The following is a 22,784-nucleotide window of genomic DNA, read 5'->3' as shown; positions in this document are numbered from 1 at the left end:
AAATCCTTCTTTTGGCTCATTTGCTTCAAAAGCCTGCTTTTCGCAGGCCATCACGGTAGTGATCTTTCTGCCATTGCTCCTTGAACGGCACGGCGGTCAGCCAAGTATCCACATCGAAGTCGGGATTGGTTTCCCGAGCCTTGCGCACGAAGCTCTTCGCCCTTTTTTGGTCGCCAATCATCGCCCAGCTTGCGGCGGAGAGGCGGTTAGCGAGCCCTCTGTCGGCCATGCGCTCGATATAGGATAAGGCTTGCTCGTACTCTTCGAGGCAGTAGGACGCGCCGGCTGCTGTCCAAAGGTAGACATCGGGGCTCAAGGGGTTGAGCTCGATGGCTTTTTCGATTTTCTCGAGTGCTAGGCCGGGCTTCGATGCATGGACAAGGGTGTCGGCGTAGTCCGCGGTGACATCGGCATAATGGGGGCTGAGCGTCTCGGCCAACTCCAAGGCCTCAACGCTTTCATCAATGCCGCCTAAGAGCATCTTAGCAACACCGAGTTCTCTGTAGCCGCCGACCATGTCTTGGCCAGCCGCGATCGCTTTGTTAGCATGTTTCTCGGCTTCTTTCAGAAGTTGAGCGTCTCCACGTGCCGTGATTAGCCATTCCCTTGAATAAGTTCGAGCGATACCGCTCAATGCTGGCGCGAAATAGGGAGAGTGACTGAGCGCTGCTCGAAATTCTTTGCGTGCACGGCGAATATCTGGAAGACCAAGGTTCTTGAGATGTCGCTGTCCGAGGAGGTAATGGTGGTATGCGACCGGGCTTTGCTCGAAATATTCCCGCGCCAGCTCGTTGCGCTCTATTTCCCCGGTGATCGCCATGGAAATTCGGCGAGCTATCTGACGCCGCTGGACGGCCAGACTGTCTTTTTCCATGTCGTAACGGTCCGCCCAGATGACCTCATCGTTTGCGAAGTAAACCAACTGCACGAAGAGGCTGCATTGGGTGCCTTGGCCTGAAAGCCTGGTATCGAGCACGTAGGAGATGGAATGCTGCGCGATCGTGGTGGCCTTATCCGACTGCCGGCTGATCTGGGCGGCCGTGTAGGGAGCGACCACAGACACTGAGGTCAAGGAACATAGCGCGATGGTGACGTCCTCAATAAGTGCGTCAGCGAAAGGGAGCAGAGGCTGGCGACCGGCAATGCTCTCCACTGGCGGCAGGAGTACAAGCCTCGGCATGGGGCGCTTGAGGCCTGTGCCTGCTTTAGCGCCCAACTGGTCCCCAATTCCTTGCTGCGAAACGGCAAGGAGAGTGCGCTGCCTCTCAAAGACCTTTTTGACAACATTCAGGGCATGGACATCGGGATCTAGTGTCAGGTTACCCCACAGCTTCTGTTTTTGGCCTTCGTAGATGTTTCGGAAGGCCTCTACCTTGCCCTCGGTGGAATAGGTCTCCGCAAGCAAGCTGACGATCATCTCGTCATCCGGGTCGTGCTGAAATATGCGCAGGGCCGCATCCTTGACGAGCGCGATATCCTGCGCAGATTTCGCGATCGGTATCGCAGTGATTAAGGCTTCCCGCAATCGGGATAGGTGTTGTACCCTTTGCTGTCCAATCCAGGCTGAAAGTGCGGCTCCTGTGCTGTCGACGTTTTCGAGAAACGCATGACTGAAAAGTCCGACTAACGAGCGCAGATCAATCAGTGCGTCCGAAACAGGCGGGGCTTCCAATTCCGCAATGTCGCAGTCGATAGCCTTAGCATTGAGCTTTACATCGGAAGCAGTGATTTGAACGAATTGATGACCCAATTCATGCTGGCGGCCGTCGATCCTCGATAATGACTTGCGCATATTGGTATATGCCTGCGGCGGCTCGACCGCGTCCCATAGCAGCTTCGACAACGCCGTCCGCGATTGGGCACGTTGCGGGTGGACAAATAGGTAGGCAAGGATGATTAAACCCTTCTCGGAGAAGGCAACAGCATTCCCCGAAGGATCAACGAGCCGAAGTTCCCCAAGTGTCAACAACCTGAACGCCATTGATCCCCACTACAGTTCCGTCATGGTTATCCAAAAGCCCAGATCTGCGACCTAGCTGTTCAACCTAACTTCCACTGATGAACGCCCTTCAGGGGCAATAGGAAGAAGCTCGTCCATCTCGGCCATAGCCTTGACGAGCGCCACAATCTTTTGGCGGACGTTTGCATCGGGAATTTTTAAAAACGACTGGTTTAGGGCCATGCCCTCACGGGATTGAAGAAATTGCGAAACGTAGTTCATCGTCGTGAAATCTCCGATGCCTGCCGTGGTGACCAGTTCTTCACTCTCTTGGTAGAAGAAGAAGCTTGGCGGGACGCCGAGGACATTTGCGATCTTTTGCAGACGGCTTGCGCCAACACGGTTCGTGCCCTTCTCGTATTTCTGGACCTGTTGAAACGTCACTCCGAGTTCGTTCGCCAACTGCGTCTGGCTCAACTTCAGCATCATACGACGCATGCGGATACGACCGCCCACAAACACGTCGATCGCATCGGGACTTCTCTTGTGGACCATGGATGAACTCCTAATACGAAAAGTTTTATAGTTCCGAGAAACGACGTCGGCGTCCCTCGGGAAACGCGCGTTTATGCTACAGCTTGTATTGAAATTCAGTACAATTTCAATCTCTGGTGCACACACATTTAAGAATTCAACAAGATTACTTAACTCTAGCAAACGCTGCTCTGACGCCCCTGAATGAAAATGCAGGTGATGGATTGCTGTCGTTGGCCGCGTGCACGCCAAATTTCTTGGATCTAGACTCAGGGTAACGGGCGCCGTTGTGGCAGTTCTGTGAGACGGGAACTCAGCTTGGGGATCAGGTTCGAAAGCGATCGCTTAAAGATGAGCACGGAGTTGGTCCATGTTCAAGGTGCTCATCCCAAAGAGCTACATCGTGGGATGACTTCTTGTCCTAGACTGCCCGCAACTGATGAGGCAACGGATCGGCTGAGGGGTGCAGCAGCAATTCGTTTGGGCTTGCGGTCTCAACGCGGTTCCGCCCAAGGGCTTTTGCGCGGTAGAGCGCGCTATCGGCGCTTGCGAGCATCCCGGAGAGGTCGTTGCAGTCCGGCGCCGCAAGGCCGATACTGACTGTGGCGCGAGTCTTCAAGCCCTCTGCCCGAGCGGCTTCTTCGGCGAACCGGCTTGCGATTGCTTGGCCGCGACTGAGAGCTTGGGAATGGTCGCACAATGGCAGAAGCGCAGCGAATTCCTCACCGCCCAAACGGACAAGAAGTGCGCCCGGGCCTGCTTCTTTGCGGGCAGTGTCGGCGAACAGCTGCAAAACCTTATCTCCGGTTGGATGTCCATGACGGTCGTTGATTGCCTTGAAGTGGTCGAGGTCGAAGGCGAGCAGTGAGACGGGGTTATCATGCCGCTCCCGCAGCATCCGAGATGCCTGCTCGAAAAAGGCATGGCGGTTCGCAAGTCCAGTCAGTTGGTCGGTTTGTGACATACGGAGCAGGTTGAGCTTTTCCTCCTCTCGTATAATCATCAAAAAGGACATTGGCATCGCCACCGAGTACAAGACAGCCTCGTACATCGTCGCCTTCCCGATGATGGAGATCATATCGTGCCCGTAGCGCTCAATGAGAACAGGGGCAATGAACGCTCGGGCAAAATAGAACAGGGCATGGAAGGCCAAAATCGTTACTGCGACCGGACGGGAGCGCAATCGCTGCACAGTGCGGCTGCGCAGGAGCATCCATGCTGTCAGGCCGCAGGTCAGAGCGATGGGGATAGACGAGACATGGTTCCAGAATGCGGCCGGGAAGTGCGTGCCAGCGATTGCCCAAGCGATGGCTAGGAAGCTTAGCGCTGCGACGGACGAGCAGAAATGCCGTTGACCATCAAGCCCGGCGACTGCATTAAGGACCAAGAGGTATCCTGACATCATCAGGATGTTGATCGCCGCCATACCGAGCACGACCGGAAAGTGGCTGCGGTTCATGGCGAGCATGCACCCAAGAACGAACGCGAAGAGTGCCGCGGCCAGAACACCGAGCACACGTGCGCGACCTGGATGGGCCTGCCTTTCCCAAAGGAGAAGCGAGGCTGACACCAGCAGCGTTCCGACGGTCAAGTACCAAAGTGTTTGTAAATCGATCTGCATTGCTCTGCCTGCCTTACGTCAAAGCCTACAGGGTGGTCTCTATAAGATTCCTTACGTCGTCTTTTATATCGCGGATATGGTTGGCGTAACGTTAAGCGTGCTGGGTGCTAAAATTAAATCTAGGGATGTGTTCAGGCGGAAGGGTTTGGCGGCTGATTGAATGCGGCCGTCGACGGGCCTGCCTGGCGAGAGTAGATGGTCAGTCAGATCTCGCAACGGTCCATATCGCAATGTTTCGCGGCTCCACCAACAAAGTAGCTAGGTTGCCATGCCAAGCCGCTCGATAGGGTCGATTTAGCTAGACGTTGAGAACGTTCTCCCCATCTATGCATGTTTCATGAAGCTGGAAGACGTTGCCCGCGAAGCGCTCGCGGTACCTTTACACGTGCTTAAACAATCGTTGCCGGCACGTGCCGTGAACAACTATTCATCCGATAAATAATCCCACTTTAGCGGTTTGATCCCAGGCAAGCGGTCTTGGTTCAGATCACGCCATCCGCCCAATAGTCGCAGCCCTGCGAATTGCCTCGATCATGAGGGCGAGCGAGGTGAACACTGCAGTATCCGTCCGCATTGTCAGCCCTACGGGGCCGCTAGTATCGGAGGTGTTAAAGGGCAGAATCGCAAGTGCGCCCGCTGCGACGTCGTCGACGACTACACCTTCTGAAATGATCCAGATGGCGTCGCTCATGCGGACATAGGCGCGTCCAAACGAGTCTGAGACTGTTTCGATCTGCGTCTTCGGCATCGCCACGCCCTGTGCGATCAAAAACTGTTCGACGATCGGGCGGATCACCGAATTGCGGGTCGGCATCAAAATTGGGTAATTTGAAAGCTCGGTGAAGAGATCGGCCTTGCCTGACAGCAGTCGATGGCCGGGACGAACGACAAAGACAACCTGCTCCGAGTAGAGGTGCTCGAAGCTGAGGCCTGTCATTTTCTCCGGTGTGGCAAGCCTGCCGACTACAAGATCAAGGTCACCCTGGCGCAATTGCTCAAGCAGGATGGCGTTTTCTCCAGTGACAATCTTAATGGGAGCCTGCGCTGCTTCAGCGAGAAAGTGCGTCATGGCCTCGGGCATGATGCGCGCCGATACCGTCGGCAGTGCGCCGATGCGCACCGGCGGGTCGGTATGCGCCGCTTCCCGTGACACAGCGTCGACCGCCTGGCGAAGGGCGGCCATCGTGGCGCCCGCATGGCGCAGGAAGATATCGCCGAGACGCGTGGGACGAATACCGCGACCTTCGCGTTCGAAGAGTGCGACACCTAACACATCCTCGAGTTCTCGCACCGTTTTGGTGACTGCCGGCTGGCTGATATGCAGTACGTTGGCAGCTCGCATGACGCTCTTTTGTCGCGCCACCTCGATAAAGGCTTGCAGATGCCGGAGTTTGATACGTGGATCGATGAGAGAAGTCATAACCACCAAGTTATGAGAAATGCCGAAAATCTCATTTTACTTAACCAGCGCGATCTTGCAATCTCCGCGCAAGAGGAGTGAAAGATGAATTTTCTTCAGGTCGGCGATGCCGCGATTCACTACCGGACCAAGGGTCTGACGGCTGGCAAACCGGTCATCGCGTTCGTCAACTCGCTTGGCACGGATTTCCGTATATGGGATACCGTCATCGACGAGCTTGGCGATGCTTATGCCTATCTGCTTCACGACAAGCGCGGCCACGGCCTTTCCAGCGTCGGAACGCCGCCCTATACGATAGAGACTCATGCGGACGATCTTATCGCCCTTCTCGATCATCTGAAGATCGGCGAGGTCATCGTCTGGGGGCTTTCGGTCGGTGGCCTCATCGCGCAGTCGGTCGCGATAACACATCCCGAGCGCGTTGCGGCCCTGGTCCTTTCAAATACAGCGCAGAAAATCGGCACGGCCGAGATGTGGAATGCGCGTATCGACGCCGTCCGCGCAAACGGGCTTGAGAGCCTTGTCGATCCCGTGATGGAGCGTTGGTTTACCCCTGCATTTCGCCGCGACGACAATCCGCTTTACGCGGGCGCTCGCGCCATGCTGCTTCGCCAGTCGGCCGAGGGCTACTGCGGCACCTGTGCGGCGATCCGCGATGCCGATTACACCGATGCTCTTGCTCGTCTCGTTGTCCCAACACTTTGCGTCGCTGGCGATCAGGATGGATCGACTCCATCTGAACTCGTAGAGTCGCTGGCCGGTCTCGTTGCCAACAGCTACTTTGTTAGGGTCTGCAACAACGGACACATCCCGCCGCTTGAGCAGCCGACTGCCTACGCAGCTGCGGTCGCGGACTTCCTGAAGGCCCTTCCGCCAGGCGATACCGAACCACTATCCGTCGACCGCCACAGCCGCGGCATGGCCACGCGCCGCGCGGTGCTAGGCGATGCCCATGTGGACCGGGCGAGCGCGCAGGCATCATCCTTCGATCAGCCATTTCAGACATTGATCACCGAAAGTGCCTGGGGCACAGTCTGGTCCAGCGATCGCTGGACAAAGAGAGAGCGCTCAAACGTGACCATCGCGCTTCTTGCAGCACTTGGGCAATATGAGGAGATGGCGATGCATGTCCGGGCGACCGCCAATACCGGTTCCAGTGAGGACGATATTCGCGAGGCGCTGATGCATGTGGCGATCTATGCTGGAGTGCCTGCCGCCAATCATGGCTTCAAGATTGCCAAGCAGGTGCTGGCAAACCGAAACGCATCCTCCCCGCTGAAGGAGCAGACGACGTGAGCAATCAACCACCGGAAACCGGCCCCTTCTTTGCCCGTGATCGGGAGATGCAGCCGCAAGCCTACACGCCCTGGTACAAGACCTCCGTTTTGCGCTCGCCACAGCGTGCGCTGATTTCGCTTGAGGGCACCAAGAGCGAAATCAGCGGCCCGGTTTTCGGTCATGGGTTGCTGAACCCGCTCGATAACGACCTGATCCTCAACTATGCCAAGCCCGGCGAAATGCCGATCGGGCCGCGCATTCTCGTGCATGGCCGCGTGCTCGATCAGCGCGGTGCGGGTGTCGCCGGTGCGCTTTTAGAGTTCTGGCAGGCCAATGCCGGCGGGCGCTATCGGCACAAGAAGGAAAGCTATCTCGCCGCCGTCGATCCAAATTTTGGCGGTGTCGGTCGCACAATCACCGACGGGAATGGCTATTACTGGTTCAAGACCATTCAGCCCGGTCCCTATCCATGGCCGAATGGCGTGAATGACTGGCGCCCGGCCCATATCCATTTCTCAGTCTTCGGTCATGGTTTTCAGCAGCGGTTGATTACCCAGATGTATTTCGAGGGCGATCCGCTCATCTGGCGGTGTCCGATCGTCAAGACGATCCCTGACGTAGATGCCATCCGTCGATTGATCGCGCCGCTCGACATGAATGCGACCATTCCCATGGATATGCGCGCCTACAAGTTCGACATCGTGTTGCGTGGTCGCCGCTCCACCTTCTTCGAGAACCGCCCGGAGGGGAACTGACATGGTGCAGCCGCTCGATTATCTGAAGGAAAGCGCCTCCCAGACGGCGGGACCCTACGTCCATATTGGCTGCACACCGAACTTCGTTGGCATCAACGGCGTCTTCAAGCAAGATCTCGGCGCGGGAAAACTCTATGACGACAAGGCCACCGGCACCCGCATCACCATTCGTGGCACCGTCTTCGACGGCGGCGGCTATGCGCTGAAGGATGCGCTGGTGGAAATCTGGCAGGCCGATGCTCAAGGACTCTATAACAGCCCGAGCGAAACGGCCGGCGCTCCCGACCCCCATTTCGCCGGCTGGGGCCGGTCGCCTGGCGATATGGATACCGGTGAGTTCCTCTTCGAAACGATCAAGCCCGGCCGCGTTCCATTCAAGGATGGACGCTTCATGGCGCCGCACATCACCTTCTGGATTGTCGCGCGCGGCATCAATATCGGTCTACATACGAGAATGTATTTTCCGGAGGAGGACGCGGCAAACGTGGCTGATCCAGTGCTGGCCCGCATCGAACACAAGGACCGCGTTCCGACGCTGATCGCAAAGCCGGATGGCGAGAATGCCTATCGCTTCGACATCCGCCTGCAAGGCGATGGCGAAACCGTCTTCTTCGATATATGACCGCGATGACCCTCTCGCCCTTCGATCATCCTTTCCTCTCCGGCCTCTTCGGCGATGCCGAGATCGCGTCGCTGTTTTCTGCAGAGGCCGATATTGCCGCTATGATCCGCTTCGAGAGGGCTCTGGCACTGGCCGAGGCAGATTGCGGTATACTCGCCGTCGATATTGCGGAAACGATCGACGCCGCGCTTGGCACCTTCGTGCCGGATATGGCCGCGCTTGCGGATGGAATGGCGCGTGATGGCGTCGTCGTTCCTGCGTTCATTCGACAGATGCGCGCGGCAGTCGGTGGGGTGGCTGCGGAGAAGGTGCATTTCGGCGCAACTAGCCAGGATGTAATCGATACCAGCTTGGTGTTGAGACTGAAAGTAGCGAACGACATCATCCAGGCTCGGTTGGATGCGCTGATCGGCGATCTCGACGGACTTCTGGAACGCGACGGCGACAAGCTGTTGATGGCGCATACGCGGATGCAGGCTGCAATCGAGATCAAGGCTGCCGACCGGATCGGTGCCTGGCGATCACCCCTGGAACGGACGCGGTCCCGGCTCGCTCATTTTGCCGTCGACGGGTTTGCCTTGCAGTTCGGTGGCGCGGCGGGAACGCTCGAACGCTTCGGAAATGATGGTCCGGCTTTGCGGGCTGCACTCGCCGGTCGCCTCGGTCTTCACGATCAGGCCCAATGGCACAGCCAGCGTGACATGATTACGGAGTTCGGGGGGCTGCTTTCGCTTGTCACCGGCAGCCTCGGAAAGATCGGCCAGGACATCTCTTTACTTGCCGATGCAGGGGCCGAGATAAGCCTCGCAGGTGGCGGCGGGTCTTCCGCCATGCCGCACAAGCAGAACCCCGTTGCAGCAGAACTGCTGGTCACGCTGGCGCGTTTCAACGCAACACAGGTTTCGGCGCTTCATCAGTCGCTTGTTCATGAGCAGGAACGGTCGGGTGCCGCTTGGATGCTTGAGTGGATGACGCTGCCACCCACGGTATTGGCGACCGCCTCCGCACTACGGACTGCGCGCCGACTGCTAGGCGACATCAGACGGATCGGGCGAGAGCCTGAAGAATGTGGCGGTCATCACACTTAGGAAATGACCTGTGAGAGAGGGTGTTGAAACATTATCGCTCCTTGCCGCGTGATGTTTCCTTATGTGTTGAAATAATTGGATAAATAGGAATAAAGTCGCTCCGAAAATCAGTCGTAAAAGCTGCATTTTCACCCTTCCTGAGCGTTGACTTTAAAATGAACTAACTGGTACAAACATTCAGAGGTCGGATATGGAGGGGCTTAGGAGAGCTCTTCTTGGAACACAGTCCGGCAAGAACAAGGGAGCGTTCGAAGCCTGAGTGCGGAGAACGGGGAGACGACCCAACGGCGGGCTGATGCCTTAACCGGAAGGTTGTGGAGGAACCATGTCATACAGTCTCGACTTCTCGGCGGTCATCGATCGCCTTCCCGAGTTGCTCGTCGCGTGTCTTGCCACCATCGGCCTGGCGCTTGCCGGCATGTCGCTGGCGACCGTCATCGGGATTCTGGGCGTCGTAGCACGTCGGTCACGCTTCAAGCCGTTGCGCGGCTTTGTCATCGGCTTTGTAGAGCTGATCCGCAATACGCCCTTTCTGGTCCAGATATTCTTTATCTTCTTCGCGCTGCCGCAGCTCGGTCTGCGTCTTAATCCGACAGTGACTGCTATCGTCGCGCTGGCGCTTAATGGTGGCGCCTATGCGATCGAAATCATTCGCGGGGGTGTGGATGCCGTCCCAAAGGGGCAGGTGGAAGCAGGGCTCGCGCTTGGCCTCGGTCGCGCGCAAATCTTCCGGCACATCATTCTCAAGCCTGCGCTGCGGGCAGTCTACCCCTCGCTCACCAGCCAGTTCATCATGCTGACGCTGACGACCTCCGTTTGCACGTCGATCGCCGCTTACGAACTCACCTCGGTGGCGCAGAAGATCGAGGCGGATACCTTCCGCTCCTTCGAAGTATATTTTTCCATCACGCTGCTCTACCTCGTGATTTCCTCGCTGATGATGGGCGTCTTTGGTCTCATCTCGCGCATCTCTTTCAGCTACCCGGTCAAGTGAGGAGACGATCATGGCAAGCATAGGCCCCAACGAACTGTTCTTCCTCATGCAAGGCCTGAAGTGGACCATCGCATTGACCTTGATCGGCTTTGCTGGTGGTGGTGTCTTCGGCCTTCTCGTGGCATTGGCCCGCACTGCCGAAGTCCCATCCATCCGTCGCGCAACGGCTGGCTATATCGCGGTCTTTCAGGGTACACCGCTCCTCATGCAGCTCTTCGTGGTTTATTACGGCGTGGCTCTGCTCGGCTTCAACATCGATGCGTGGATCGCTGTCGCCATCGCTTTCACACTGCATGCCAGCGCCTTTCTTGGTGAAATCTGGCGCGGTGGTATACAGGCTGTTCCGAAGGGGCAGACGGAAGCGGCTCGTGCGCTCGGCCTGCATTACAGGTCGATCATGAACGATGTTGTCCTGCCGCAGGCATTGCGCATTTCGTTGCCGGCCACCATCGGTTTCCTGGTGCAGCTCATCAAGGGCACGTCGCTCGCTGCCATCGTCGGCTTTGTCGAATTGTCGCGCGCCGGCCAGATCGTCTCCAATCAGACGTTCCGTCCGCTTACCGTTTTCGCCATCGTTGGCCTCATCTATTTCCTGATCTGCTGGCCGCTCTCTCTTTGGGGTGCCGGCGTTGAGAAACGCCTTCAGACCGCCGCTCGATAGAGCGTCGTGGAAAGACCCGTCGGCTTTTCGAAAATCGGCTTCGATTTTCCGGACGATGGTGGAGGAGATCTACTTTCGTGACCATGCATTCATCAGTTTACAAGGAGGATAATATGATGAAATCCAGCATGACTTTCGGTCGCCGCAGCGTACTTGGGCTAATAGCCGCCGCTGCCGCTCTGCCCTTCATGGCCCCGGTCGATGCCGCGGCCGGCACGCTTGAGGAGGCGAAGGCGAAGGGCAAGGTTGTTATTGGCATTCAGGGAGACAACTCGCCTTGGGGCTTCGTCAATTCTAGCGGGATCCAGGATGGCCTCGACGCGGATATTGGCAAAGCCTTCGCCAAAAGCCTCGGTCTTGAAGCCGAGTTCGTACCGCTCGCCGTTGCCAACCGTATTCCGGCGCTCATGACCGGTAAGGTGGACGTGCTTTTTGCAACGATGGGCATGACGCCGGAGCGCGCCAAGACGATCCAGTATTCGCAGCCCTATGCCGGCAACGTTCTGTCGGTCTATGGGCCCAAGGACAAGAAGATTGCCGGTTTTGACGATCTGAAGGGACTGAATGTCGGGGTACCGAAGTCGAGTGCCATGGACACCGCCATCACGGCGGGCGCAGGCGACAAGGCAAGCATTCTGCGCTTCGACGACGATGCCGCCAATATTCAGGCGATCGTCTCCGGTCAGGTCGAGGCCGTAGGCGGCAACCAGTTTTATGGTGATCGCCTGAACGCTGCGGCCCCCGGCAAGTATGAGTCCAAGTTCGACCTGACGACCCTTTACAATGGCGCGGGCACCCGTCCGGGAGAGAAGGACTGGAACCAGGCCATCAACACCTTCCTCGAAAAGATCAAGGCCGATGGTGAGTTGCAGGCGATTTACACCAAGTGGATGAAGCGCGAGGTTCCGAAGTTCCCGGAATCCATGCCTGACGTCCCCTTCACCGTGAAGTAAGGGAGGTTTCCATGCCGCAATCCGCCGCCCAGGCTCCGCTGATTGCCCTCGAGGGCGTCGGAAAGTGGTATGGAGCCTACCATGCACTTAGGGATATCAATCTGACGGTTCGCAAAGGCGAGAAGATCGTTCTTTGCGGCCCGTCCGGCTCTGGGAAATCGACACTGATCCGCTGCATCAACCATCTGGAGGAAATCCAGGAGGGGACGATCACCGTCGAAGGCACCAAGCTCACCGATTCCGTCCGCGCCATCGATGCCGTGCGTCGGGAGGTGGGCATGGTGTTTCAGAGCTTCAACCTTTTCCCGCACAAGACCATCATGGAAAACTGTACGCTTGCGCCGATGCGGGTGAAAGGGCTGTCCAAAGCGGATGCTGAGGAAACCGCACGCAAATATCTCGCTCGCGTGCGCATCCTCGATCAGGCCGACAAGTATCCCGCCCAGCTCTCCGGCGGCCAGCAGCAGCGTGCGGCAATCGCGAGGGCGCTGTGCATGGAGCCGAAGGCGATGCTCTTCGACGAGCCGACCTCGGCGCTCGACCCGGAAATGGTCAAGGAAGTGCTGGATACGATGATCGGCCTTGCCCGCGACGGGATGACCATGATCTGCGTGACCCACGAAATGGGCTTTGCTCGTCAGGTGGCGGATCGCGTGGTGTTCATGGCGTCGGGCGAGATCATCGAGGAGGGGCCGCCGGAAGAATTCTTCCGCGATCCCAAACACCAGCGCACGCGCACCTTTCTCGGCGAAATCTTGGCGCACCACTGAAGCAAGCGGCGGGATGACCCGCCGCGCCTTTCACGCCGCATAAACGGTCCATATCCATGACAGAACGAACCGCCTATCAGGTCGGCCTTATTGGCGCCGACATCCAGCTTTCGAAATCGCCGGCGCTCCACATGCGCGAGGGTCGCGCACACGGACTCGACTATTCTTACGAACTCGTGGACATCAATGTCCGCAACGTGCCGGAGACCGCGCTGCCCGACCTTCTCGCGGAATTGGAAGCCCGCGGCTTTGCCGGAACCAATATTACGCATCCGTTCAAACAGGCGGTAATCTCCCATCTGGACGAGCTTTCCGAGGACGCCCGCATGCTGGGCGCCGTCAACACGGTCGTCTTCCGAGATGGCAAGCGCATCGGTTACAATACCGACTGGTACGGTTTTTACGAAAGCTTTCAGCGCGGTCTACCCGATGCCTGGCGCGATCGGGCGCTTCTCATTGGTGCAGGTGGCGCCGGTGTCGCGGTTGCCCATGCCGCATTGAAACTCGGCATCGGCAGGCTGGATATTTTCGACCAGGACGCGGACCGTTCGGCACGGCTTGCGCGTGAACTCAACATCCGCTTTGGAGAGGGGCGGGCGACGCCAGCCAAAACGCCCGCAGCCGTGCTCGGCGATGCTGATGGTCTCATCCACGCAACACCCATTGGCATGCCCGCCCATCCCGGTATTCCCGTTGATCCAGATCTGATTAGTCCGCGCCACTGGGTTGCCGATATCGTCTACATGCCCCTCATCACCAGGCTGATCGAGACCGCTGCGGCGAAGGGTTGTCAGACATTACCGGGCGGCGGCATGGCGATTTTCCAGGCTGTCGGTGCATTCAGGCTATTCTGCGGACGTGAGCCGGATGCGGAGCGGATGAGCGCACACTTTGCGGAGATGTTTCAAGCGGAGGCGGCCGCATGAGCCTATTTTTCGTTCTGAACGGACCGAACCTCAACCTGCTCGGACAGCGCCAGCCGGAAATCTACGGTCGCGAGACTCTTGCCGATGTCGAAGCAACGTGTCGCGAGGTAGCGATGGCCTCAGGTCATGAACTCTTCTTCGCCCAAAGCAATCGGGAATACGAGTTGATCGACTGGATCCACGAGGCACGCGGCAAGGCCGCAGGCATCGTCATCAATCCTGGTGCTTTCAGTCACACGTCGATTGCCATCCTTGATGCGTTGAACGCATATGAGGCGCCAGTGGTCGAGGTCCATATTTCCAACATCCACAAGCGGGAGGTCTTTCGCCACCACTCCTATGTATCGATGCGAGCCGACGGCGTTATCGCGGGTCTCGGTATCGACGGCTACTGCGTGGCGCTTCGCCATCTTATCGCTCGTCAGACCCTATAGCGTCGATATGTTCGGGCCGCACCACATAGCGCAGGACCATTACAGCCACGTGGCGGGCCAGCGTTTGTTGCGCTTGCGGCGTGAAAAGGTCTTCGCCGAAGATGGAAGAGAAGGTCGGAGCGTTAGAGACGTTGAAGAAAGAGAGCGCACTGATCTGCCAGTGGAGCTCCAGTGCCTCGATGCCTTCACGAAAGACACCGCTATCCTGACCGCGCTTCAGCACCGCCTCGAGCGCGGCAATGGCGGGACGGTTGAGGCTTCGGATGGACTTCGACATCTGCACATGCCGGCCGTGATGGATATTTTCGATCATGACCATGCGGATGAAGGCCGGACTGCGGCGGTGATGCTCGAAAGTGTAGCGACAGAGTGCGTCGAGCGCAGCCATCGGGTCAAGATGGTCCAGTGCCAGATCGCTTTCGCCACCGCGCACCTTACTGTAGGCTTCTTCCAGAACATGCTGGTACAGGCCTTCCTTGTCGCCAAAATAATAATAGATCATGCGTTTGGACGTTTTCGTCCGTGCCGCGATTTCGTCTATCCGCGCCCCAGAAAGACCGTTTTGGGAAAATTCCTCCATCGCGACCGCCAGTATGTCGCGCCGCACGCCTTCCGGATCGCGCTTTGCCGGACGCGCCTTTTTACCCTCAGTAGTCGTCGCGGTGCTCGTCATGTTTCCCCCGGATGCTTTGCATCCGCGTTTTTCCACGTTCCATATTAACCAACTCGTACATAAACACAAAAGGTAAGGCAATATGGCCCAGTACCAGACAGACAAGCAGAGCGTGATGATGCGCACGTCGATGGCGACAGTGTCGATCAGCGGCGAGTTTCCTGAAAAGCTGGCAGCGATTGCCCGTGCTGGCTTTGACGGCGTCGAGATATTCGAGAACGACTTTCTAACCTACGATGCCTCGCCACGCGAGGTGGCAAAGATCGTCCGTGATCATGGTCTGGACATCACGCTTTTCCAGCCGTTTCGAGATTTCGAAGGCATGCCGGAGCCTCACCGCAGCCGCGCCTTCGAGCGGGCGGAGCGCAAGTTCGAAATCATGCAAGAGCTTGGCACTGATCTCATGCTGATTTGCTCGAACGTATCGCCGATCTCTCTTGGCGAGATAGACCGGGCGGCAGCTGATTTCCACGAACTCGGGGAGATGGCCGCCCGGCATGGCGTGCGTGTCGGTTATGAAGCTCTTGCCTGGGGACGCCATATCAACGACCATCGCGATGCATGGGAAATCGTGCGGCGGACCGATCACCCGAATGTCGGCATCATCCTGGACAGTTTCCACACCTTGTCCCGCAAGATCGATCCCAATTCGATCCGCTCCATTCCCGGCGACAAGATCTTCATCGTGCAGCTTGCCGATGCGCCACTCTTCGACATGGACCTCCTCTACTGGAGCCGCCATTTCCGCAACATGCCGGGCGAGGGCGATCTGCCTGTCGTCGATTTCATGCGTGCTGTGGCAGCCACCGGCTATACCGGCCCGCTCTCCCTTGAAATCTTCAACGACCAGTTCCGTGGCGGATCAGCCAGGGCTTTGGCAGAGGACGGACATCGCTCGCTCGTCAATCTGATGGACCGCGTCCGGCGCCACGAGCCCGATATCCGTCTTTCCATGCCGGAGATGCCGGACCGTATCGAGGCGAAAGGGGTGGAGTTCGTTGAGTTCACCTCGGCACCCGACGAACAACAGACCCTCATCGATCTTCTGCAAACGCTGGGCTTTAGACGCACCGCCCGGCACCGCAACCGCGCCGTCGATCTCTATACCCAGGGCGATATCCGTATCCTGATTAATACGGATGAGAGTGGCGATAGCTTCGCCGGCGCTTCCTATGCCGTACATGGCACCAATGCCTATGCATTTGGCCTCAGGGTCGATAATGCCGAGCAAGCGCTCGCCCGCGCGCGCGCACTCGGTGCGCCTGTCTTTTCCGAGCCCCGGCAGCCCGGCGAAGTCGCGGTGCCCGGCATTCAGGGCGTCGGCAACGGTGTCATCTACTTCCTCGACGATAATGCGCCGCTTGGCAGTATCTGGGAGAGCGAATTCGAGGCTTTGGTCGACGAGGGCGGGTCGCCCACAGCGCGTCTTACCCGTATCGACCATCTTGCCCAGACAACCCATTATGACGAGATGCTGACGTGGCTTCTATTCTACACATCGATCTTCTCGACCCGGCGCACACCGATGGTCGATGTCGTTGATCCTGGCGGACTGGTCCGGAGCCAAGCCATCGAAAGCGAGCCGGAACCGCTTTTCCGCCTCACCATGAACGGTGCTGAAAATCGCAAGACCTTTGCCGGCAAATTCCTGGCAGAAGGCTTCGGCACCAGCATCCAGCACATCGCATTTGCGAGCGACGACATCTTTGCGACTGCCGAGGCGCTGAAGGCCACCGGCTTTCAGGCGCTGCCGATCTCGCGAAACTATTATGATGACCTCGAGGCGCGCTTCGGTCTTGAACCGGATTTCTCCGATGCGCTGCGTGCTGCCAGTATCCTTTACGACCGCGACGAACACGGCGAATATTTCCAGATCTATAGCCGCACTTTCGGTGAAGGGTTCTTCTTCGAAATCATCGAGCGACGCGGCGCCTATAACGGCTATGGCGCCATGAACGCGCCCTTCCGCATTGCCGCCCAGCGTCGCCTACTGCGACCGGAGGGCCTACCGAAGCTATAGTCGTTCTTTGTTGCAACACACGGACACCGTGTTGCTAGCGGTGGCTCAGACGGGGGTATGGCACCGGTGGTAGAGAACGGCATCGCAACTTGGAACAATGCCCGGACGTTGCAGTGCTATCGAGGATGCTATGCGGCAAATGCCAATGAGGAGCACATCTCTCGCGAGATCACGCTCCTCATCAAGGCAAGATATTTTTTGTTTGCCTAAGGACGCCCACCTCTACGCGGCAGAATTTGCGATCCGATCAAGCTTGGCCCAGGCGTCTCGACATTTCCTCCCGTGTCTTCCCGCTACGGTGCAGGATGAGGATCACGGTGGTGGTGCCGCAGATGGCCGCGATGGGCAGCAGCGTGTAGAGAAGTTGCTGCGGACCCATGCCGCTTGCCAGGAGCCAGCCAGCGACGAGAGGTCCGACGATTGAACCAAGCCGACCGACAGAAACGGCAAGGCCTACGCCGGTGCCGCGCACCTCGCTTGGATAGCATTGTGGGGCAATACCATAGAGCAGCGCCTGTACGCCGATGACCGTCGCGCCGACAAAAGTGCCAGCCGCCAGCGCCGCCGCAACATTGCCCGCGGGCAACATGGCAAGAGATGTGATTGCCAGCATCAGACCGATAAAGCAGAGCGCTGCGGAAAAGGCAGGCCTGTTGCCGTCCAGCAGCCGCCCGCCAAGGATGGCGCCAGCTGCGCCGCCGATATTGAAAACGATCTGCACGGTCGACGCCGTTTCACGCGCAAAGCCCAGTGACACGAGAATCTGCGGCAGCCAGTTGAGAAGCAGATATACGACGATGAGGCCGAAGAAGAAGGCGGCCCAGAGCAGCAGCGTCTGTGGCAGTGCACCCGGCGCCATCAGCACGTCGCGGCGACGGGCAGGTGCCCTTGCATCGCGTGTCACGCGGAACGGTCCCATCATGAGTTGGAGCGGCAGGGCCAGCAGCAATGGCAAGATGCCGCCTACCAGGAATATCGAGCCCCAGTCGTCATGCAGGCCAAGCAGGGCGATGAGGCTGGCGAGTGCGCCACCAAGCGGCACGCCGGCATACATGATCGCAACTGCCCTGCCGCGCCGCTCAGGCGCAACGGATTCAGCGGCAATTGCGATGAGATTAGGCAGCGCGCCCCCAAGGCCGACGCCGGTCAGAAACCGCATCGCAACCAAATGCTCGAACGTGTCGGAGAAAGCCGTGCCGATCGAAAACAGGCCGAAGACGATCAGCGAAAGGGCAAGCCCGTTGCGCCGTCCAAAGCGATCAGCGATAACGCCGCCGCACAGCGCGCCGAGCACCAGTCCGAAGGTCGCCGATGAGAGGAAAACGCCCAGCTGTGACGGTGAGAGCCCAAAGGCGGAAACAAGTTTCGGCACAGCAACACCCGCTGCCTGAAGGTCGAAGCCTTCGATAATCGCGGCGAGAAACACAAGCACGAGTGCGCGCGTTCCCGTCCCCGCATGAATATGCGTGGCTTTAGTCATGATATTCTCCTCCCAAAGGCCGCCTCAGCGGCAATCATGCTTTCATTTGGCCTGCGTCTGACGGAGCCTCAGCGATGTCTCCCGCAGTCCTCCCGAGCCTATCCTCTGCGAGTAAGGGCTCCCTCTCTTCAACGCCGCCGCTCGAAGGCGATGGCTAAAACTGTAAGCGTGCTTTCTGCCCGTTCGGATGACGTCACGCGCCCTTCCAGATGCGCGACAACAATTGGCGCAGCACCTCGCGTTCTCTTGGCGTCAGCGCACTAAATGTACGTTCCTCCTGCGCCATGACACGCGCGCGCCATTCGGCCACGGCCTCAGCACCCGTCTCACTCAAGTGCAGATGCTGAATGCGCTGGTCCTCATCATCGGCGAGACGTTCAATCCATCCCTGAGTGTCGAAGTGCGCGAGGATTGGTGCGAGATTGGCCCGCTGCAGCCGCGCCTGCCGGCCGATCTCAGCTGCGGTGATACCTGGCGTCTCATCGATCAGGCACAGAACCGTGAAAGGTATTGGTTTGATCTCGTCGCCCAGCGCCTCGGCAAAACCCGCCAGATCGAGGATCGAGGCCCGACGCAGATGGTAACCGAGGAGATCGTCCATGACAGGCGCTCTTAACCCTTCAATGTCCCGCATTCTCGCCTTCACGCGTCGCCCTTTTCAAAAATAGTAAAATTGACCCTTGTCAGTTTTGTATCGCTATGTGATATAGCAGTCAATCGCTATTTCACATAGCAATGTTTGAGGTCGGGAGCCTCGGACGCTCTAGGGAGGAGAAACCATGACATCGACATTGAACCTGTTTCGACGCGTGAATCCGATTAGCGGCGAGGTGGCGAGCGAAGCGCCGGCGCAAACGCCTGATGAGGCGATAGCTGCAGTCGATGCGGCCGCTCGCGCCATGCCGGCCTGGGCCGCACAAGGGCCGAATGCGCGCCGCGCCGCGCTTCTGAAAGCGGCTGATGCCGTCAGTTCAAAGGGCGACGCCTTTGTGACTGCGATGATGGCCGAGATCGGTGCGACCGAAGCCTGGGCGCGCTTCAACGTCATGCTTGCTGCGTCGATGCTGCGCGAGGCCGCGTCACTCACCACTCAAGTTGCTGGCGAAGTTATCCCTTCCGACAAGCCGGGCTGTCTTGCCATGGCCATTCGCGAACCAGCGGGCGTCGTGCTTGGCATCGCGCCCTGGAATGCGCCGGTCATCCTAGGTGTGCGTGCGTTGGCCACTCCTCTGGCTTGCGGCAATGCAGTGGTGTTCAAAGCAAGTGAACTGTGCCCGAAAACCCATGGCCTTATCGTCGAGGCCCTGGCGGAGGCCGGATTGCCCGAGGGTCTCGTCCAGCTTGTCACCAATGCGCCGCAGGATGCGGCAGACGTCGTCGGTGCCTTGATCGATCATCCGGCTATCCGACGTGTCAATTTTACCGGCTCTACGGCCGTCGGGCGCGTTGTCGCGATGCGTGCGGCACAAAACCTCAAGCCCTGTGTTCTGGAACTTGGCGGCAAAGCGCCGCTTGTAGTGTTGGACGATGCGGATCTCGACGAGACAGTGAAGGCAGCTGCCTTTGGCGCTTTTTTCAACCAGGGCCAGATCTGCATGTCGACGGAACGGATTATCGTCGTCGATGCTGTGGCGGATGCCTTCCTTGAAAAATTTGCCGCCAAAGTGCGGATGCTCACCGCTGGAGATCCGCGCCAGGGTGCGGCACCGCTTGGCGCTGTTGTGGATATCAAAACCGCCGATAAGCTTAAGGGCCTGATCGACGACGCCGTCGCCAAGGGTGCAAAGGTGATTGCGGCGGGCGAGCCGAACGGCGTGCTCGTTCCTGCCCATGTCGTCGCGGATGTCAGCGCTGGAATGCGCCTCTATTCCGAGGAGAGCTTCGGGCCTGTCGTCGCGGTGATCCGGGCGAAGGACGAGGCCGACGCCATCCGCATTGCCAATGACAGCGAATACGGTCTTTCGGCTGCCGTCTTCACAGGAGATGCGGCCCGCGGCCTGAAGGTCGCTCGACAGATTCGCTCTGGGATTTGCCATGTTAATGGCCCCACGGTGCATGACGAAGCGCAGATGCCTTTCGGCGGCGTCGGGGCTTCGGGCTACGGGCGCTTTGGCGGTAAGGCCGGTATTGCGGAATTCACCGAGCTTCGCTGGATCACGGTCGAGACCGAAGCCGGACGCTTCCCGATCTGATCTTACGTCGAGCCTGTGCTCGCCTTCAAATCATGTAAAAGGAAACCAATTTCATGACCGAGAATAGCAGCAAGGCGGACGTCGTCGCCGTCGATATTGCCGAAGGCATCGCCTGGGTCCGTTTCAACCGTCCGGAAAAGCGCAATGCGATGAGCCCCGAGCTGAACCGCCGGATGCTGGACGTGCTGGACGAGCTGGAGTTCCGCGAGGATGTTGGCGTTCTTGTCCTCAGCGGCGAAGGCACGGCCTGGACGGCTGGCATGGATCTCAAGGAATATTTTCGTGAAACCGAGGCCAAGGGTCTGGCTGGCGTGCGCAAGAGCCAGCGCGAGAGCTATGGCTGGTGGCGTCGTCTGCGCTGGTACCAGAAGCCGACTATTGCGATGGTCAATGGATGGTGCTTCGGTGGCGGTTACGGTCCGCTCTTCGCCTGCGATCTGGCCTTTGCAGCGGATGAGGCTAAGTTTGGTCTCTCCGAGATCAACTGGGGTATTCTGCCAGGCGGTGGCGCAACGAAGGTAGCAGTAGAGCTGATGCCCTTCCGTCAGGCCATGTATCACGCCATGCTTGGTGAGCCGATCGACGGTCAAAAGGCCGCTGCCTGGGGCCTCGTCAACGAAAGCCTGCCGCTTGCCTCGCTAAAGGGCCGGGTGACCGAGGTTGCCAAGGTTCTGCTGGCCAAGAACCCCGTAGCCCTTAAGGCGACCAAGGATGCGGTGCGCCGCGTCGGCGTCATGACCTATGACGAGGCTGAGGATTATCTTGTGCGCGCTCAGGAAGCCGCCAATTCCTACGACAGTGAAGGTCGCAAGGAGGGCATCCGCCAGTTCATCGACGAGAAGACCTACAAACCGGGTCTCGGCTCTTACGACAAGAGTAAAATCCACAGCTGATAGAGGTTTTACTGGGAGGAGGACCAACATCATGCATAACTGGCTAGCCCCCGATCCGGTGGGCCTGCATGCGCAGGCGCGCCCGGAAAAACTCGCCCTTGTCGATTTGGCGTCCGGGAGGCGCTGGACCTATCGGGGCCTCGACCGGGCGATCGAGCAGGCAAGAGCGGCAATCGACACGCTCGGCCTTGGGCCGGGTGACAGGCTCGCGTCGATTGCACGCAACTCCGCCGATCTTGTGATTGCGCAGCAGGCCTGTCTGCGGTCCGGCCTTATCTTCACGCCACTGAACTGGCGGCTCGCGGCTGCCGAGATCGATTCTATTCTCATCGACTGTACCCCCGCACTGATCCTGGTCGACGGATCGTCGGCAGGTTTCGCGGTGCCGGACGGCGCAAGACTGCTCGATATCGCAGCGTTTACTGCACGTTGCGAAAATGCGGCGGCAGGCGAACGAGGCTCTCCGCAAGATGCCAACCGGCCTTGCGTCCTTCTCTACACCTCCGGAACGTCCGGCGTGCCGAAGGGCGTCATTCTAACCCCCCAGACACTGTTCTTCACCGGCGTCAATTTCGGCGTGCTGGGGCAGGTGACGTCGGAGTCGGTCTTTCTCGCGGAATCGCCCTTCTTCCATGTCATCGGCCTGGTAACCTCCGTCTGGCCGCCATTGGTTCAGGGCGGTACGGTGCTGGTCTCATCCGGCTTCGATCCGGTCGTTACCAATTCCCGGCTTGCGGACCGCGCGCTCGGCATCACCCATTACTTCTGCGTCCCGCAGATGGCGACGGCGTTGAAGGACGCCGATGGTTTCCAGCCGGAAAACTGGTCGCTCGCTGCGCTTTTCACCGGCGGCGCTCCGAACCCGCCTGCCAATATCCGTTGGTGGCTGGAGCGTGGCGTTGCCATGGTGGATGGCTACGGAATGACCGAGGCCGGAACGATCCTTGGCATGCCGCTCGATCCAGCCCTGATTTCCAATCATGCCGGCGCGGTCGGCCAAGCGGGACCGGCCACGGCCATTCGCATCGTCGATGCCGAGGGCCGGGAGGTGCAGGACGGGACCGCTGGCGAGATCATCGTCAAAGGGCCGCATGTCACGCCCGGTTACTGGAACCGACCGGAAGAGCGCGATGCCGCCTTCACGCCGGATGGCTGGCTGCGCACCGGCGACATTGGACTTCGAGATGCCGATGGGTTCGTGACCGTTGTCGATCGCCAAAAGGATATGTTCATTTCGGGCGGTGAGAACGTCTATCCGGTAGAGATCGAAAGCGTCCTCGCCGAACATCCAGCGGTCCTCCAGGTGGCGGTTATTGGTGTGCCGGACCCGCGTTGGGGCGAGGCGGGGCATGCCTTCGTTATCCTGTCACCAGGATGCGAAGACGCGGAGGGCGAACTTCGTGCCCATTGCGAGGCGCGGCTTGCCCGCTTCAAGGTGCCGAAACATTTTCGGATCGTCACGGAACTGCCCCGTACCAGCACGGGCAAAATCCGCAAGAACAAGCTCCGGGAGAGTCTTTCCGCCTGACCG

General features: G+C 58.7%; 21 protein-coding genes. 14 read left to right on the top strand and 7 right to left on the bottom strand.

What is annotated here, in order from left to right; translation table 11 throughout:
- Positions 1–25: 25 nt before the first annotated feature.
- From ACTJK5_RS12900 to pcaQ, 4 genes are all read right to left on the bottom strand, one after another.
- Positions 26–1,981 carry a hypothetical protein gene (locus ACTJK5_RS12900; RefSeq protein ID WP_112519777.1) on the bottom strand — a complete coding sequence of 652 codons (1,956 nt, stop codon included), beginning with the start codon at positions 1,979–1,981 and terminating at the stop codon, positions 26–28.
- A gap of 51 nt (positions 1,982–2,032) precedes the next feature.
- The gene (locus tag ACTJK5_RS12895) at positions 2,033–2,494 is read right to left on the bottom strand and encodes a helix-turn-helix domain-containing protein (RefSeq protein WP_112358064.1); all 462 of its coding nucleotides are present in this window, start codon (positions 2,492–2,494) and stop codon (positions 2,033–2,035) included.
- 400 nt (positions 2,495–2,894) lie between these two features.
- The gene (locus ACTJK5_RS12890; RefSeq protein ID WP_112519778.1) at positions 2,895–4,094 is read right to left on the bottom strand and encodes a GGDEF domain-containing protein; all 1,200 of its coding nucleotides are present in this window, start codon (positions 4,092–4,094) and stop codon (positions 2,895–2,897) included.
- Between the two features lie 487 nt (positions 4,095–4,581).
- Positions 4,582–5,514, bottom strand: a complete 933-nt coding sequence (gene pcaQ / locus ACTJK5_RS12885; protein ID WP_112519779.1) for a pca operon transcription factor PcaQ — start codon at positions 5,512–5,514, stop codon at positions 4,582–4,584.
- Positions 5,515–5,598: 84 nt separating this feature from the next.
- Between pcaQ and pcaDC the strand changes: the two genes are divergently transcribed.
- The 10 genes from pcaDC (at position 5,599) to aroQ (ending at position 13,995) form a co-directional block, all read left to right on the top strand.
- Positions 5,599–6,810, top strand: a complete 1,212-nt coding sequence (gene pcaDC / locus ACTJK5_RS12880; protein WP_113176037.1) for a bifunctional 3-oxoadipate enol-lactonase/4-carboxymuconolactone decarboxylase PcaDC — start codon at positions 5,599–5,601, stop codon at positions 6,808–6,810.
- A complete protein-coding gene (gene pcaH, locus ACTJK5_RS12875; protein WP_440612644.1) occupies positions 6,807–7,547 on the top strand; it encodes a protocatechuate 3,4-dioxygenase subunit beta in 741 nt (246 codons plus the stop codon). The genes pcaDC and pcaH overlap by 4 nt, the downstream gene beginning before the upstream one ends.
- Before the next feature lies 1 nt (position 7,548).
- Entirely contained in the window at positions 7,549–8,169 is a 621-nt protein-coding gene (gene pcaG / locus ACTJK5_RS12870) for a protocatechuate 3,4-dioxygenase subunit alpha (RefSeq protein WP_113176039.1), read from the top strand.
- A 5-nt stretch (positions 8,170–8,174) separates the two neighbouring features.
- Entirely contained in the window at positions 8,175–9,257 is a 1,083-nt protein-coding gene (locus tag ACTJK5_RS12865) for a 3-carboxy-cis,cis-muconate cycloisomerase (RefSeq protein ID WP_113176086.1), read from the top strand.
- 325 nt (positions 9,258–9,582) lie between these two features.
- Complete coding sequence (locus tag ACTJK5_RS12860; protein WP_062424470.1) at positions 9,583–10,251, top strand: amino acid ABC transporter permease; 669 nt, start codon at positions 9,583–9,585, stop codon at positions 10,249–10,251.
- Between the two features lie 10 nt (positions 10,252–10,261).
- A complete protein-coding gene (locus ACTJK5_RS12855; RefSeq protein ID WP_440612643.1) occupies positions 10,262–10,912 on the top strand; it encodes an amino acid ABC transporter permease in 651 nt (216 codons plus the stop codon).
- 113 nt (positions 10,913–11,025) lie between these two features.
- Positions 11,026–11,865 carry a transporter substrate-binding domain-containing protein gene (locus ACTJK5_RS12850; protein ID WP_112519782.1) on the top strand — a complete coding sequence of 280 codons (840 nt, stop codon included), beginning with the start codon at positions 11,026–11,028 and terminating at the stop codon, positions 11,863–11,865.
- Between the two features lie 11 nt (positions 11,866–11,876).
- The gene (locus tag ACTJK5_RS12845) at positions 11,877–12,635 is read left to right on the top strand and encodes an amino acid ABC transporter ATP-binding protein (protein ID WP_112358073.1); all 759 of its coding nucleotides are present in this window, start codon (positions 11,877–11,879) and stop codon (positions 12,633–12,635) included.
- Positions 12,636–12,691: 56 nt separating this feature from the next.
- Positions 12,692–13,561 carry a shikimate dehydrogenase gene (locus ACTJK5_RS12840; RefSeq protein WP_112519783.1) on the top strand — a complete coding sequence of 290 codons (870 nt, stop codon included), beginning with the start codon at positions 12,692–12,694 and terminating at the stop codon, positions 13,559–13,561.
- Entirely contained in the window at positions 13,558–13,995 is a 438-nt protein-coding gene (aroQ, locus tag ACTJK5_RS12835; RefSeq protein ID WP_062424474.1) for a type II 3-dehydroquinate dehydratase, read from the top strand. The genes ACTJK5_RS12840 and aroQ overlap by 4 nt, the downstream gene beginning before the upstream one ends.
- On the opposite strand, the gene ACTJK5_RS12830 is transcribed toward aroQ, so the two are convergent.
- Complete coding sequence (locus ACTJK5_RS12830; protein WP_062424475.1) at positions 13,973–14,668, bottom strand: TetR family transcriptional regulator; 696 nt, start codon at positions 14,666–14,668, stop codon at positions 13,973–13,975. The genes aroQ and ACTJK5_RS12830 overlap by 23 nt on opposite strands.
- 118 nt (positions 14,669–14,786) lie before the next feature.
- Between ACTJK5_RS12830 and ACTJK5_RS12825 the strand changes: the two genes are divergently transcribed.
- Positions 14,787–16,688: a bifunctional sugar phosphate isomerase/epimerase/4-hydroxyphenylpyruvate dioxygenase family protein gene (locus ACTJK5_RS12825; protein WP_440612803.1), complete on the top strand. Its 1,902-nt coding sequence runs from the start codon at positions 14,787–14,789 to the stop codon at positions 16,686–16,688.
- A 247-nt stretch (positions 16,689–16,935) separates the two neighbouring features.
- On the opposite strand, the gene ACTJK5_RS12820 is transcribed toward ACTJK5_RS12825, so the two are convergent.
- A complete protein-coding gene (locus ACTJK5_RS12820; protein WP_062424476.1) occupies positions 16,936–18,168 on the bottom strand; it encodes an MFS transporter in 1,233 nt (410 codons plus the stop codon).
- 193 nt (positions 18,169–18,361) lie between these two features.
- A complete protein-coding gene (locus ACTJK5_RS12815; RefSeq protein WP_062424477.1) occupies positions 18,362–18,769 on the bottom strand; it encodes a MarR family winged helix-turn-helix transcriptional regulator in 408 nt (135 codons plus the stop codon).
- Positions 18,770–18,947: 178 nt separating this feature from the next.
- Here ACTJK5_RS12815 and ACTJK5_RS12810 point away from each other — a divergent pair, with 178 nt between their 5' ends.
- The 3 genes from ACTJK5_RS12810 to ACTJK5_RS12800 are packed head-to-tail and all read left to right on the top strand — an operon-like array spanning position 18,948 to position 22,781.
- Positions 18,948–20,360 (top strand): aldehyde dehydrogenase, encoded by a 1,413-nt coding sequence (locus ACTJK5_RS12810; protein ID WP_440612642.1) that lies wholly within the window; start codon positions 18,948–18,950, stop codon positions 20,358–20,360.
- Positions 20,361–20,413: 53 nt separating this feature from the next.
- Positions 20,414–21,253 (top strand): p-hydroxycinnamoyl CoA hydratase/lyase, encoded by an 840-nt coding sequence (locus tag ACTJK5_RS12805; protein ID WP_062599739.1) that lies wholly within the window; start codon positions 20,414–20,416, stop codon positions 21,251–21,253.
- A gap of 31 nt (positions 21,254–21,284) precedes the next feature.
- On the top strand, positions 21,285–22,781 hold the full coding sequence (locus ACTJK5_RS12800) for an AMP-binding protein (protein WP_440612641.1): 1,497 nt from the start codon (positions 21,285–21,287) through the stop codon (positions 22,779–22,781).
- The last annotated feature ends 3 nt before the right edge of the window (positions 22,782–22,784 follow it).

Source organism: Agrobacterium sp. 22094, from assembly GCF_052046015.1.
Classification (GTDB): Bacteria; Pseudomonadota; Alphaproteobacteria; order Rhizobiales; family Rhizobiaceae; genus Agrobacterium; species Agrobacterium cavarae.
Note: the sequence above shows the minus strand (reverse complement) of the source record. Positions and strands in the feature narration are given on the sequence as shown.

Coding starts and splice junctions, on each gene's coding strand:
- ACTJK5_RS12900 (WP_112519777.1), bottom strand. CDS start 1,981: ATGGCGTTCAGGTTGTTGACACTTGGGGAACTTCGGCTCGTTGATCCT.
- ACTJK5_RS12895 (WP_112358064.1), bottom strand. CDS start 2,494: ATGGTCCACAAGAGAAGTCCCGATGCGATCGACGTGTTTGTGGGCGGT.
- ACTJK5_RS12865 (WP_113176086.1), top strand. CDS start 8,175: ATGACCCTCTCGCCCTTCGATCATCCTTTCCTCTCCGGCCTCTTCGGC.
- ACTJK5_RS12805 (WP_062599739.1), top strand. CDS start 20,414: ATGACCGAGAATAGCAGCAAGGCGGACGTCGTCGCCGTCGATATTGCC.
- pcaG (WP_113176039.1), top strand. CDS start 7,549: ATGGTGCAGCCGCTCGATTATCTGAAGGAAAGCGCCTCCCAGACGGCG.
- ACTJK5_RS12850 (WP_112519782.1), top strand. CDS start 11,026: ATGATGAAATCCAGCATGACTTTCGGTCGCCGCAGCGTACTTGGGCTA.
- pcaQ (WP_112519779.1), bottom strand. CDS start 5,514: ATGACTTCTCTCATCGATCCACGTATCAAACTCCGGCATCTGCAAGCC.
- ACTJK5_RS12855 (WP_440612643.1), top strand. CDS start 10,262: ATGGCAAGCATAGGCCCCAACGAACTGTTCTTCCTCATGCAAGGCCTG.
- ACTJK5_RS12810 (WP_440612642.1), top strand. CDS start 18,948: ATGACATCGACATTGAACCTGTTTCGACGCGTGAATCCGATTAGCGGC.
- ACTJK5_RS12890 (WP_112519778.1), bottom strand. CDS start 4,094: ATGCAGATCGATTTACAAACACTTTGGTACTTGACCGTCGGAACGCTG.
- ACTJK5_RS12815 (WP_062424477.1), bottom strand. CDS start 18,769: ATGGACGATCTCCTCGGTTACCATCTGCGTCGGGCCTCGATCCTCGAT.
- ACTJK5_RS12820 (WP_062424476.1), bottom strand. CDS start 18,168: ATGACTAAAGCCACGCATATTCATGCGGGGACGGGAACGCGCGCACTC.
- ACTJK5_RS12825 (WP_440612803.1), top strand. CDS start 14,787: ATGCGCACGTCGATGGCGACAGTGTCGATCAGCGGCGAGTTTCCTGAA.
- ACTJK5_RS12860 (WP_062424470.1), top strand. CDS start 9,583: ATGTCATACAGTCTCGACTTCTCGGCGGTCATCGATCGCCTTCCCGAG.
- aroQ (WP_062424474.1), top strand. CDS start 13,558: ATGAGCCTATTTTTCGTTCTGAACGGACCGAACCTCAACCTGCTCGGA.
- ACTJK5_RS12840 (WP_112519783.1), top strand. CDS start 12,692: ATGACAGAACGAACCGCCTATCAGGTCGGCCTTATTGGCGCCGACATC.
- pcaDC (WP_113176037.1), top strand. CDS start 5,599: ATGAATTTTCTTCAGGTCGGCGATGCCGCGATTCACTACCGGACCAAG.
- ACTJK5_RS12800 (WP_440612641.1), top strand. CDS start 21,285: ATGCATAACTGGCTAGCCCCCGATCCGGTGGGCCTGCATGCGCAGGCG.
- ACTJK5_RS12845 (WP_112358073.1), top strand. CDS start 11,877: ATGCCGCAATCCGCCGCCCAGGCTCCGCTGATTGCCCTCGAGGGCGTC.
- ACTJK5_RS12830 (WP_062424475.1), bottom strand. CDS start 14,668: ATGACGAGCACCGCGACGACTACTGAGGGTAAAAAGGCGCGTCCGGCA.